Raw genomic sequence first — 12,170 nt, forward strand, 5'->3', positions numbered from 1 at the left:
GCCATATTAAAAAAGTTTGGGATTCTTGAACCCTTTTCAAAGGGTTTAAGCCGCCGGTGGCAAAGTGTTTTAATTAAACCAAAGAGGCAGCGTGATTCATGCGGGCAATGGTTTCATCTTTGCCGAGCACGTGCATGAGATCGTAGAGGCCGCCGGGGGACTGTGTGCGTCCGCAGAGAGCGAGACGAACAGGCTGTCCAATGGCTTTGAACTTGAGTTCTTTCTCTTCAAGAAAGCCTTTGCAGACAGCTTCAAGGGAATCGTGGCTGTATTCTTCGTCAGCTTCGATGCGGGCGGTCAGTTCCTTGAGGATTTCCACTGCTTCGGGCTTGAATACTTTTGCAACTGCTTTTTCATCATATTCCAGTGCTGCACTGTCCACGAGGAAGAAATCGCACATGTCGGCCATTTCCTTGTAGTTAGTGGAGCGGGGCTGGAGCAGGGGAATGATCTTTTCAAGGTATGCATCTTCAGCTTCCATGCCTTCGGGCAGGAAAGAGCGCATGCCGGGAATCAGTTCAGCCGGTGCTTTGGCTTTGATATATTCGCTGTTTACCCAGTCCAGTTTCTTGGTGTCGAAAACGGACGGGGAGTTGCCGAGATGGTCGGTGTCGAAAAGTTCGATCAGTTCTTCACGGGAGAAGATTTCCTGATCGCCGTGGGACCAGCCGAGGCGCACGAGGTAGTTAACCACTGCTTCGGGCAGGTAGCCCATTTTTTCGTATTCCATAACGGAAAGGGCACCGTGGCGCTTGGAAAGCTTTTTCTTGTCCGGGCCGAGGATCATGGGAACGTGGCCGAACTTGGGTACATCCCAGCCAAGAGCTTGGTAAAGCAGGATCTGGCGCGGGGTGTTGTTGACGTGGTCATCACCGCGCAGGACGCTGGTGACGCCCATGGTGTGGTCATCCACTACAACTGCGAGGTTGTAGGTCGGGGAGCCGTCAGAACGGCGCAGGATCATGTCATCCATCTCAGCATTTTCAACGCTGATGGGGCCTTTGATCATGTCAGTGAAATTTGTGCGGCCTTCAAGGGGAGCCTTGAAACGTACGACCCTGTTCTCGCCGGGGCCGAGATTCTTTTCACGGCAGGAACCGTCATACTTGGGCTTGCGCTTTTCCTTCATGGCCTTTTCGCGCATGGCGTCAACCTGTTCGGGAGTACAGTCGCACCAGTAAGCTTTGCCTTCGTCCAGCAGCTGGTCAATGTAGCTGTTGTAGAGGTCGAAACGGTCACTCTGGTAGACAGGATCGTCGTTCCAGTCCATGCCCAGCCATTTCATGGAATCGAGAATGGCATCGGTGTATTCCTGCTTGGAACGTTCGCGGTCGGTATCTTCGATGCGCAGGACAAATTCCCCGCCGTCGTGTTTGGCAAGAAGCCATGCGAAAAGTGCGGTGCGTGCGCCGCCGATGTGCAGGTGCCCGGTAGGACTGGGCGCAAATCTGGTTACGGTTTTAGCCATGATAGTGTTCTCCTGAAATATAACGTAAAAAATCCGCCCTCGTAGGGCGGTTTTATTTGCTGAACCTATTTAGTTCTTGAATTTATTGCCGACCGGCCGGAGCAGGCTCCGGCCGGGGAAATTTTATTCAGCAGGCTCTACGCCTTTGAGCTCGGGAATTTCCTTGAGCAGGGTGCGCTCGATGGCGTTCCTCAAGGTGATCTGGGACATGGGACAGCCCTTACAGGCTCCCTGCAAACGCACTTTGGCGATGCCTTTGTCAGTTACCTCTACGAGTTCTACGTTACCGCCGTCAGCCTGAAGAAGGGGTCTGACCTTGTCAAGAGCGGCTTCGACTTTATCGTGCATGGTAAATCCTCCGTTTGGTATGCCCGCTCAAGTACTGTCTTTAAACGTCCTTGTCAAACCCGTGAGTACTCGTTCTTATTGCTTTAGTACAATACGTTCTCCAATGAATGTATGTAGAAGTATCTGTATTTCCAGAGGATAATTCTATGCAGCCATGTCTTTTAATATGGAAAAAGCATCATTTAAAACCGGAGTGAGTTCAATATCAAGCTCCCGTAATTTATCAGGAGTCAGTCCGTGCTTTTCCCATCTTTCATTATTCACATTGCGGATGAAGAAATCACCGCTTCCTCCTATGCCCATGGCCTTGGCGATGACGTTGGCAAAATAGACATAAAGTGCTTCCGGGGACTTAGAGGCCTTGGAAGGATTATGGTGATTGAGTACGGCGTTGACGAGTGAAAATGGCAGGTTCCACTTGCGCAGCAGCATGCCGCCAAGCTCAGCATGGTCAAATCCGGTAACCACCCGCTCGGCCTTGAACATAAGAGCTTTTTTGTTGCGTGATATAGCAGTCGCTGCAACGGCCCTGTCCGGCAGGGTCATCATCATTACTGGGCGGCCGACATCATGCAGCAGGCCGGCCACGAAGCACTTTTCCGGGCTGCCTTGCTTAAATGTCTTGGACAATTGGCTGGCAATGATTCCGCAGGCAAAGCTGTGTCGCCAGAAGAGTTCAAGGTCGATTATGTCCGCAGGCAGCCCTTTGAACATATCCATGACCGAGGTACCCATGGCAAGAGTTGAGAGCTGGTTGGTTCCAACTACCGCCACTGCCCTTGAAATGGTATCAATCTGCGCAGGGAAGCTGTAAAATGCGCTGTTGACCATGCGCAGCAGAAAAGCTGATAGGGCTGTGTCTCGAGAAATTACTTTTGCCAGATCGGATGCAGAACTTGCCGGATCGTTAATGACCTGACGCATTTCAATAAAGACCTGCGGCAGGGAAGGTAGTTTGACCTCGGTACGCATGAGCGATATCGGGTCTACCGGATCGAACTTTGCCTTGGGCATGGGCAATTCCGGAAGTTCTTTATAAAGTTCAGGGTTTTCAAGAAGGTCTATTGCCACATGTTTAACACCTAGTTCGAATAGAGTGCTTTGAACCGGCTTATCACGGTCTGTGTGAATAAAGCGGTCCTCCATCAGCGCAGTAGCCATTTGCGTGATTTCTTCGGGGATGGGGATATGTTCAGTCATGGTCAACCGCCTTGGATTTCTCTGAATTTCTTAATTTTATAATATATTAAAAGAAGTTTGAGGGAAAGCTTTCTGCTCAGAAAATAATAAGCCCCGGCAGATAGGAACCTGCCGGGGCTTAAAAGTCTGGTTTCAGCCTTCTTGCTTATTTCAGCCAGGAATCAACCTGAGCCTTGTTCTCTTTGATGAAACGCTTGGCGTTGTCATAAGGATCAGTTCCTTTCTCCTGATTCCAAGCCATTACCATCTGGAGCTGGTTTGCATCTTTCCATGCGAACTTGTCGAGGAAAGCGTATACGTCAGGCATGTCTTTATCGAGGCCTTTGCGAACGATGGTGTTGATGGTTTCGGATTCGCCGAGAACCTTTTTAGGATCTTTGAGGTATTTGAGGTCCCAGCGGCCGAACATCCAGTGCGGGGACCATGCGGTGACGATGATCCATTCGTTGTTCTTGATGGCGTTAGCCAGAGCAGCGGTCATGGTGGCACCGGAGCCTTCCATGAGTTCGAATTTGTCGAGGTCATATTTTTCAATAGCTTCCTCGGAAAGTCTCATCAAGCCTGCACCGGGGTCGATACCGATAACTTTATCATCAAATTTGTCAGCATATTTATTGAGGTCGGCAATGGAATCCACAGTCACGTATGAAGGAACTGCCCAACCGATCTTAGCACCGGATACGACGGGGCCGAGATCAACGACTTTATCCTGCACACGTTTCAGGTAGTCGGCGTGGGTAACGGGCAGCCATGCGGTTGCCAGACCATCCACATCGCCGGTTCCAACTGCCTGCCACATGGCTGCAGCTGCAACAGGGATGATTTCGCATTCGTAGCCCATGCGTTCTTCAATAACAGCTTTGAGTACGTTGGTGGTTGCGGTTGCGCAATCCCATTCAACGTATGCCAGTTTGACCTTTTTTTTGTCTCCGGCAAAAGAGGGGACAGCAAAGGCCGCAACAAGCAGGGCCGCGAGAATTAAAGTAAGCACCTTTTTCATTGTAGTCTCCTGATTAAGTATGTTTCGGTCCCGGCTATTTTTTGCCGGACCCGATGTTTTGAAGTACGCGGTCCATGATCATGGCCACGATGACGATTCCTATACCTGCCTCGAATCCCTTACCCATCTGTAATCTCTGGATTGCTTTCCAGACTTCACCGCCAAGCCCCTTGGCACCGATCATGGCCGCGATAACAACCATGGACAGAGCCAACATGACGGTCTGGTTTACCCCGGCCATAATAGTCGGGGTGGCAATGGGGAGTTCGAGTTTAAAAAGTCTCTGCCAGCGGTTGGAGCCGAATGCTTCGGCACACTCCACCAATTCTTCGGGGACCTGCTTGATTCCAAGGCAGGTCAGCCTGATGGATGGTGGCATGGCAAAGATAATTGTTGAGAATATGGCTGCTACCTTGCCCAGACCGAAGAAAGGAATGGCCGGGATCAGGTAGACAAAAGCGGGCATGGTCTGCATTACATCCAGTACCGGCATGACCACTTTGTTCACATGCTTGTTCATGGCTGCCAGAATACCGATGGGGATTCCGAACATCAGTGCCAGCAAGGTTGAAACAATAACCAGCGCGATGGTGCTGACCGTGGCTTTCCACAAACCCATATTCCAGATCAGCAGCAGTCCGGCGATGGAAAATATGGTTGTCCTTTTGCTCTTGGTCAGTCGCAGGGTGATAGCTGCCACAATGGCGATAAACAGCCACGGCGGGCAGGTCCTCATGGCTCCTTCAACTACATCCAATCCAGCTTCAAGCACAGCCGAGAAGGCTTTGGTGGCGAAAGAAAAATGTTCCACCAGAAAATCAATCGACGTTTCAATTACTTCCCCGACGGGAATACGTGGGACATTCATTCTAGTTGCCTCCTCTTTCAGCAAGGGCTCCGATCAACGCACCACGAACAACAACACCTTTCAGTTTTTCATTTTCATCAATAACAGGCAGGGGAGTGATCCGGTCCTGCATGATATTGAAAAGCTCTTGGGCCGGAGCATCCAGAGGTACGGACATATATTCGGTCCGCATAATAGCTTTAATGTCTTTGCCTCCCTCTTCAACGAGCTTAGCGCAGTCTGAGGCGCTGATTACACCGATGAGTTTGTGTTGTTCGTTGAGGACAAAGAGGCTTGAGATGTTGTTTTTGCGCATCTTGCGCAGGGAAGCCCGGGGGCCGTCGGTTTTGGCGTAGGCCACGGCTTCGGTCTTTTTCATGACTGATTCGGCAGTAAGTACTTTGGTAATATCAACGTCTTCCACAAAGCGGCGTACGTAATCTGTGGCAGGTTCGGTGAGGATTTCCTCCGGTGTGCCGACCTGTACAATGGCACCGTCTTTCATGAGCACAATGCGGTCGCCGAGCTTGAGTGCTTCGTCAAGGTCGTGGCTGATGAAGACGATAGTCTTGTGCATGCGCTCCTGCAGGTTGATGAGTTCGTCCTGCATGTCGCGGCGGATGAGCGGGTCGAGGGCGCTGAAAGCTTCATCCATAAGCAGGATGTCCGGGTCGAGGGCCAGTGCGCGGGCAAGGCCGACCCTTTGGCGCATGCCGCCGGAAAGCTGGTCCGGATAGGAGTCTTCCCAGCCGCCGAGTCCCACCAGTTCAAGGGCTTCCATGGCCTTTTGCTTGCGGGTTGCGGAGTCGGTGTCGGCTATTTCCAATCCGTATTCAGTGTTTTTAAGGACAGTGCGGTGCGGGAAGAGGGCGAAGTTCTGGAAAACCATGCCCAGTTTTTCCAAACGCACTTTGCGCAGTTTGCTCTTGCTCAGGGTGGTGATGTCTTCCCCATCAATGAAGATTTTTCCCCCGGTGGGGTCGATTAGCCTGTTGATGCAGCGGACAAGGGTGGACTTTCCACTTCCGGAAAGACCCATGACCACAACAATTTCACCCTCATCAACACTGAATGAAGCGTTGTTAACGCCTACACCGTGTTTTGTTTTTTCCATAATTTCATCTTTGGTGGCACCCTGCTCAAGCATAGGGATGATTTTCTTCGGGGTGTTGCCAAAGATTTTATAGAGGTTTTCGACTCTGATTTTTTCCATGTCTTCTCCGTTAAGTAAAACTAAACACTGCGCCTCCGACCATGGGAGGACAGTAAAAAATTAATTGGAAGCTGGGATAGAGAGAGAAGAAGGGAGGAGGGGGATTTTTTCCGGGGCGGAATTGGGGTTGATTTCCTGAACGGGCGTGCCGGTCGGTTTCATGTAGTAATTTTGTTTGGAATGCATTTTTTTATGCAGTGTGCGTGTGTTGTAGTTGTGTTTGATGTTGTTTTTGAAAAGTATGGTTTTTACTTTGATGAGGTGCAGTTTGTATTAGCTGCTTTTGGATGAAGTAAAAACTCACTTCTGCCGAATGTTACGGCTGCGTTAAAATAGGCTTAGCCGTCTTTTGTTCGAGTTCAAAATTTATGAAGCTCGAATTATAAGGGTAGATAAAATATAGGGCTATGTCAAATAAGATTGATTTTTAGTCGAAAGGTATGGCTTTCAGGCTCATTCAGCAATGAAAGCAAGTTGAGCTGAGCTAAGAATATATTGCCGGGGCTAAAGGCGTGAGAATGGGGCTAATCATGGCTAATTGCTAAAATTTATAAAAAAAGCCCGGAAATTAATATTCCGGGCTTAAAGAAGTTATAGAACCTGATTATTATCTGCGGGTCAGACCGTATTTTTTCAGTTTGTATTGTAAAGTCCTGCGGCTGATACCGAGAGCTTCAGCTGTTCTTTCACGATGATGCTGGTTGGCCTCAAGAGCGGCTATCAGGGCTTGGCGTTCCGCATCATCAAGGGTGGGGGTTCCTGTTGCTGGAGCCGGGGCCGATTGCTGCTCTTGCAGAGGAGTCTGTGCTGGTGCAGCTTGTTCAGTTGTTGCCTGCTTGGGAGTGGGGGTCTTCACTTGCGGAGGCAGTAGTTCCGGTCCCAGCACTTCGCTGCGGCTCAAGATGATGGCCCGCTCAAGCACGTTTTCCAGTTCGCGGACATTACCGGGCCAGTCATAACGGCTGAGCACATCCAGAAAAGAGGGGCTGACCGAGCGCACTTTTTTGTTGTTCTTGCGGCCCAGTTTTTCCAGCAGGTAAGCCACCAGTGAAGGCAGGTCGCCAACTCGCTCCCGAAGCGGGGGAATACGGATTTCAAGAACGCTCAAACGGTAGTAGAGGTCCTCACGGAAATTTCCTTTTTCCACTTCCTTTTTCAGGTCACGGTTGGTGGCAGCTATAATACGAACATCGGTCTCCACAGGGGAAACACTGCCTAGCGGCTCGACTACTTTTTCCTGCAGGGCACGCAGAATCTTGGCTTGAAGCACCTGCTCCATTTCTCCGATCTCATCAAGGAAGAGGGTCCCTCCGGTAGCAAGCTGAAATCGTCCGGGCTTGTTGGCATTGGCACCGGTGAAGGCTCCTTTCACGTATCCGAAAAGTTCACTTTCCAGCAGGTCCGCCGGAAGAGCCGCACAGTTGACCTTGATCAGCGGCTTATCCGCTCGCTGGCTGGCCCGGTGCAATCCTTCTGCAACAAGTTCCTTACCGGTGCCGGACTCTCCAAGTACAAGGATGGTGGCTTCGGAAGGTCCGGCCTGCTCAATGAGATCCTTTACGTGGAGCATGCCTTGTGAGCTGCCGATCATCTGTTCGGTAGCTCCGGCAGCGGATTTGAGCTTTTCGTTTTCATCAACCAGCCGGGAGTAATCAAGGGCTTTGGTCATGACTGCCTTGAGTTCTTCGTTGTCAGCCGGTTTGGTCAGATAGTCGAAAGCTCCTTGTTTCATGGCGACAACTGCGGAGTTTACATTGCCGTATGCGGTAAGCATGATTACCGGCAGACCGGGCATAATGGTATTCAGCTCCTTGAGCAGGGCCATGCCGTCGATACCTTCCATGCGCATGTCGATCAGGGCCGCGTTCAAGGTCAGGCCGGGGAGCATCTCAAGAGCTTGTTCGCCGGACTGGGCCTCATGTACATTCCAGCCATCACTTTCCAGTACTGCTCGGATGAGCAGGCGCAGCGACGGCTCGTCATCAACTATGAGTACGTTTTTTCCTGTAGTATTCATTATTCTGATCCTTCATCACGCGGTGCCGGGAAAAACAGCATTACGCAGGTCCCGTCCAGCGGGCCGGGGATATCCTGTGCGGAAATGGTAACCCGGCCATTGTGGCCGCGCATGATTGTATTAACTATGGCAAGTCCCAAACCTGTTCCTTTGGGCTTGTCGGTGAAAAACGGTTCTAGGGCGTGTTTACGGATATCATCGGGCATACCCGGGCCATTGTCGCAGACGCTGATCCAGACGCCGTGTTCAGCTCCCTCGGCAATAATGGATATTTTGCCGTTTGTATCGGGTACGGCATCAAGGCTGTTGACCAGCAGGTTGAGCAAGACCTGTTTGATTCCGTCCGGGTCGGCATAGACCTGTTCTGCATTCAGTTCGGTCTGTAGGCTGGTGCCTTTGTGTTCAAGGTCAAATCCCATGAGGGTCTGCATTGAGTCGCAGAGTTCGCGCAGGTCCATAATTTCGGGATTCAACTCATGGGGTTTGGACAGGTAGAGCAGGTCGGTTACAACCCTGTTCAAACGGTCCGCTTCGGTGAGCATGGTTGTAGCGTACGTTCCGTAGGGTTGCTCATCCTTGAATTTGTCCGCAAAGAGCTGGGCGAATCCGCGCAGAGAGCTCAAGGGGTTGCGGATTTCGTGGGCTACACCGGCTGCAAGGGAGCCGATGGAAGCCAGTCGGCGTGCTTCGTAAAGGTCCTCTTCCAGTCCGGCAATATCGGTGCGGTCCCGGATGATGATCATGGTCCGTTCTTCCTTGCGGCTTTCAAAGTAGGGGAAGAAAATAAGTTCAAGGTTTTTACCGCCCAGCCGAACGTGTTCCCAGACTACGTTGTCGCGCTTGAAATCCTGCAGGGATTCGTAAGTAAAGTCATTCCAGTTTTTACCCACCAGAACTTCATTTTGTGGGCTTTGCAACAGTTTGTGCGCAGAACCGTTGGCCGAAAGGATACCTCCCTGCGGGGAAAGGGTCAGCAAGCCGTCCGGCATATTGTCCAGAAGGTTGGCTTGGAACCGTTCCATGCGGGTTAGCTTCTTGCCTTCCTCGCGGCGCTGGAAATAGGCCACTGCCAGCAGCCAGAGAACCAGTCCGGCCAAAAATATGTATCCGGTCTGCAGCAGCGCGGCCCTCCGGTATTGGTTGAACTGGCGTAGGTGTTTTTCCGCACTTAAGCCAAGAAGGAGGTAAGTCTCCCGGTCCGGCGGAGGCATGAAGCCGCGTCTTTTATGGCCGTATAGACGTTGAAGCACGGGCTGTCCCACAGTGCCGTAAAGCAGGGCGGCTTTTCCTTTAATCATCACCGGGGTGCTGGATTCCCGCATTTTGGTGATCATATTAAATAATCCCTGAGGCGGCGAGTAAACAGGGCTGCCGTCTTCGTTCTGTTCCACCACCAGCAGCGGTTTACGGTCCGGGCCGTACAGCGCGATGTAGAGCAGGTCTCCCTCGGCAACCATTTCCTTGAACAACTCCCGTGCATCCGGGATCAGTTCTTGTGGCATACGTCTGTTATGCATTCCCGGAGAGCGCATGCGGCGTGCCCCTTCCACCAGCTGGATGTCCAGCCCGCGGGCAATGGAGCGGGCGGAAAGCAGCATGTGTTCAAATACAGTCTGGTGCATCTGCCGCAGGTTGTGCCATGTGAGGTACAAACTTCCGGCTCCAAGCAGGATCAGGGCCAGCAGCGCCAGGGCAAGGGGCAGTTTATGTGATTTTTGTGAGCTTAATTCCATTTAATCTGGTTCTGTTTAAGGATTGAGCAGTTCACCGATGGCACGCGGAGAGCTAAGCCCCAGTGATTTTGCAATTTCCTTTATGGGGGTGTCTTTGTCAACAACCACGCCTTTTTCGCGCAAAATATTTAGTGCTGTATCGAGGTTAAGATTAAATTTAGCGCAATACTCTTCGAGGCTCATACGTCCTATCCCTGCTCCGGGGGAGTGGGATTGTACTTCATTATTGGGCGTAGCGGGTGTTTTTTTAAGGGATTTTTTTTTATCCGGTTGATCTTTGAGAATAATTTCATGAATTTCCTTAGGAGTCAGGCCTGCTTTGTCGGCAATTGATTTGATGGTTTTTTTTGTGGATTCGAGCTCAATGCCTTCTTTTTTGATTGAAGTAACAGCCTGTTCGAGATCAAGGCCTAAGCGTTTACAAAATATTTGAAGTGGACTGAGTTCAGCGTGGCCATATGGAGGAATACCGAACTTTGCTTCTCCCATGGCCTTAAAATCCTGACTGAATCTCAGAACCTGTTTCATGGGCGGCAATCCTGCCAAGGCGCCGAAAGTTACGAAAAGTGTGATAATCAGGCTGATGAAAAATGCTGGTGAAGTGAAGTTTGCTTCCCCGGCTTTCTTTTTCAGGTAAGCGAGGATTGGTTTCCAGTTCAGCCAGATGTGCAGGATGGAGATAATGATGAAAAGTACCCCGGTGCAGATGTGTATATCGTTCCATTGCTCTTTGCTCAGCCCGAGCAGGGTCCAGTCCGCCCAATAAGCCACCCGGCCTTGCGGGACAATATACAGGACAACGCTGGTAATGATCAGAACGATAAAAGAAAAGAAACTGGTCAGGGAAGTGATTTTTCTGAACATACTACGCTCCTTTAATCTGCTCTGATATTAATAGCTTAAAGAGTCCTGCATATGGAAGTTAATTTAATAAAAAAAGGAGGACCACATAGTCCTCCTTTTTACCCGTTTTCCTGTAATTAAGTGTAGATGAACGTTATTTAAAGGGTTTTAGGAACCTTGGCCCGGGCATCCTCCAGCGGGACAGTCACCCTGCCGATAGTTTCCGCAGCCTCTGCCTCCTTTACCCATTCCCTGCCCCATGGGCGGGAAGGTCAGGCCGGTTTCCTTTTCTATTTCTTCTGCCATTTTCTTGTGCTCGGCATAAAGCTTGTCACGTACAGCGGAAAGTTCTTTTACCAGAGCATGGATGGTATCTTTGTCGGCTTTGCCGGAATCCACCAGAGCTTTGAGTTCAGTGTGTTTTGCCCACTGTTCGCTTTTCAGGGTCTGAAATGTGGATTCATATTTTTTTATGATTTCCTGCACCTGCTGTTGCTTTTCAGGTGTCAGCTGCTCATATGCAGCCCAGTTACCGTTGTGGTAACCGGCATTCCGGTAACCGTTACGTGCCATGGCGACAGATGCTACTGCCAGAACCAGCACGACGATCATCGGAATCAGAGTTTTTCTCTTCATATGATCTCCTGATGCGGTTAAAAGTTGTTGCCCTCTCAATTCTTCATAAAGCACGTGCCGTGCCAAAGCTTAAAATTGTTTAAAATCAGACAGTTGTCTGAGTTGTGCAAGGTCGGCGTTGAAGACAAGTGCAAATGTTTTGTGCAGGTGGTTGCACAAGAAGTGCATACTCACTGCAGAAACCAACGAGGCTGGAAATTGCCGGATGCGAGGCGCAAGCATTAGTGGTCTTTCATGAGAACAAAAAAAGAGGCCCGGGGAGAGGGCCTCTTTTATACAGGGGGGATGAATGGAGTGTTCTGTCTATATGCAGGGGAATCTTGGGATTATTTATCTAGCTTAGGAGTTCCAGCACCCTCTGTAATCATTGTTATGTCTATGCCCTTTGCGGGGACTGTCGTTATCAAAGCAGCGACCGCCGGGGCCACCGCCGAATCCGCGCACGGGCATTTCAATCCCAGTTGCTGTTTCGATTTCTTCATTAACCTGCTTGCGAAGGTTGTAACCCTTGGTTCTCAGGTTGACCATTTCATTGACCAGCTTGCTGATGGTTTTCTGATCGGCCTTACCGGAATCGACCAGTGCGTTCAGCTCGGTGCGCTTGGCCCACATCTGGGTTTTGATGGTCTGGAATTCATCTTCATGTTTCTGGAAGATGGCTTTTATTTCCTGTTGCTTTTCAGGAGTCAGTTGCTCGAAGATTTGGCGGGGGCCGTTACAATATCCGTCGCGGTCACCTTTCTGGTATCCGCCACGCGCCATCGCTGTGCCGGCTATGGTCATGACCATGATTGCTACTACGGGAATCACGATTTTCTTTTTCATAGTTCTCTCCTTGAGTTGGATGAATCTTTGCTATCTCGTA

Annotated in this window: 11 protein-coding genes; all 11 read right to left on the bottom strand. The window is 50.5% G+C overall.

The window, feature by feature from the left end; genetic code table 11:
* Window positions 1-73: 73 nt before the first annotated feature.
* The 11 genes from gltX to ACO05Z_RS02695 all read right to left on the bottom strand — a co-directional run bounded on the left by gltX (window position 74) and on the right by ACO05Z_RS02695 (window position 12,130).
* Window positions 74-1,468, bottom strand: coding sequence for a glutamate--tRNA ligase (gltX, locus tag ACO05Z_RS02645; protein ID WP_421900228.1), 1,395 nt, complete (start codon window positions 1,466-1,468; stop codon window positions 74-76).
* A 123-nt stretch (window positions 1,469-1,591) separates the two neighbouring features.
* Window positions 1,592-1,816, bottom strand: a complete 225-nt coding sequence (locus ACO05Z_RS02650; RefSeq protein ID WP_015850557.1) for a NifU family protein — start codon at window positions 1,814-1,816, stop codon at window positions 1,592-1,594.
* A 144-nt stretch (window positions 1,817-1,960) separates the two neighbouring features.
* Window positions 1,961-3,016, bottom strand: a complete 1,056-nt coding sequence (locus ACO05Z_RS02655) for an HDOD domain-containing protein (protein ID WP_421900231.1) — start codon at window positions 3,014-3,016, stop codon at window positions 1,961-1,963.
* Window positions 3,017-3,161: 145 nt separating this feature from the next.
* A complete protein-coding gene (locus ACO05Z_RS02660) occupies window positions 3,162-4,016 on the bottom strand; it encodes a glycine betaine ABC transporter substrate-binding protein (RefSeq protein WP_421900233.1) in 855 nt (284 codons plus the stop codon).
* 34 nt (window positions 4,017-4,050) lie between these two features.
* Entirely contained in the window at window positions 4,051-4,884 is an 834-nt protein-coding gene (locus ACO05Z_RS02665; protein WP_421900235.1) for an ABC transporter permease, read from the bottom strand.
* Window position 4,885: 1 nt separating this feature from the next.
* Window positions 4,886-6,076, bottom strand: coding sequence for a quaternary amine ABC transporter ATP-binding protein (locus tag ACO05Z_RS02670; protein ID WP_421900237.1), 1,191 nt, complete (start codon window positions 6,074-6,076; stop codon window positions 4,886-4,888).
* Between the two features lie 607 nt (window positions 6,077-6,683).
* Window positions 6,684-8,093, bottom strand: a complete 1,410-nt coding sequence (locus tag ACO05Z_RS02675; protein ID WP_421900239.1) for a sigma-54-dependent transcriptional regulator — start codon at window positions 8,091-8,093, stop codon at window positions 6,684-6,686.
* Entirely contained in the window at window positions 8,093-9,826 is a 1,734-nt protein-coding gene (locus tag ACO05Z_RS02680) for a two-component system sensor histidine kinase NtrB (protein WP_421900241.1), read from the bottom strand. Before ACO05Z_RS02680 ends, ACO05Z_RS02675 begins: the two co-directional genes overlap by 1 nt.
* Before the next feature lie 15 nt (window positions 9,827-9,841).
* Window positions 9,842-10,690, bottom strand: coding sequence for a DUF4405 domain-containing protein (locus ACO05Z_RS02685; protein WP_421900243.1), 849 nt, complete (start codon window positions 10,688-10,690; stop codon window positions 9,842-9,844).
* Between the two features lie 147 nt (window positions 10,691-10,837).
* On the bottom strand, window positions 10,838-11,305 hold the full coding sequence (locus tag ACO05Z_RS02690; RefSeq protein WP_421900245.1) for a Spy/CpxP family protein refolding chaperone: 468 nt from the start codon (window positions 11,303-11,305) through the stop codon (window positions 10,838-10,840).
* 339 nt (window positions 11,306-11,644) lie between these two features.
* Window positions 11,645-12,130, bottom strand: a complete 486-nt coding sequence (locus ACO05Z_RS02695; RefSeq protein WP_421900247.1) for a Spy/CpxP family protein refolding chaperone — start codon at window positions 12,128-12,130, stop codon at window positions 11,645-11,647.
* Window positions 12,131-12,170: the final 40 nt, after the last annotated feature.

The organism is Maridesulfovibrio sp. (genome assembly GCF_965230075.1).
In the GTDB taxonomy this organism is placed as follows: Bacteria; Desulfobacterota; Desulfovibrionia; order Desulfovibrionales; family Desulfovibrionaceae; genus Maridesulfovibrio.

Bases quoted from the DNA above. Each gene is read 5' to 3' on its own strand.
- gltX (WP_421900228.1), bottom strand. From the start codon at position 1,468: ATGGCTAAAACCGTAACCAGATTTGCGCCCAGTCCTACCGGGCACCTG.
- ACO05Z_RS02650 (WP_015850557.1), bottom strand. From the start codon at position 1,816: ATGCACGATAAAGTCGAAGCCGCTCTTGACAAGGTCAGACCCCTTCTT.
- ACO05Z_RS02655 (WP_421900231.1), bottom strand. From the start codon at position 3,016: ATGACTGAACATATCCCCATCCCCGAAGAAATCACGCAAATGGCTACT.
- ACO05Z_RS02660 (WP_421900233.1), bottom strand. From the start codon at position 4,016: ATGAAAAAGGTGCTTACTTTAATTCTCGCGGCCCTGCTTGTTGCGGCC.
- ACO05Z_RS02665 (WP_421900235.1), bottom strand. From the start codon at position 4,884: ATGAATGTCCCACGTATTCCCGTCGGGGAAGTAATTGAAACGTCGATT.
- ACO05Z_RS02670 (WP_421900237.1), bottom strand. From the start codon at position 6,076: ATGGAAAAAATCAGAGTCGAAAACCTCTATAAAATCTTTGGCAACACC.
- ACO05Z_RS02675 (WP_421900239.1), bottom strand. From the start codon at position 8,093: ATGAATACTACAGGAAAAAACGTACTCATAGTTGATGACGAGCCGTCG.
- ACO05Z_RS02680 (WP_421900241.1), bottom strand. From the start codon at position 9,826: ATGGAATTAAGCTCACAAAAATCACATAAACTGCCCCTTGCCCTGGCG.
- ACO05Z_RS02685 (WP_421900243.1), bottom strand. From the start codon at position 10,690: ATGTTCAGAAAAATCACTTCCCTGACCAGTTTCTTTTCTTTTATCGTT.
- ACO05Z_RS02690 (WP_421900245.1), bottom strand. From the start codon at position 11,305: ATGAAGAGAAAAACTCTGATTCCGATGATCGTCGTGCTGGTTCTGGCA.
- ACO05Z_RS02695 (WP_421900247.1), bottom strand. From the start codon at position 12,130: ATGAAAAAGAAAATCGTGATTCCCGTAGTAGCAATCATGGTCATGACC.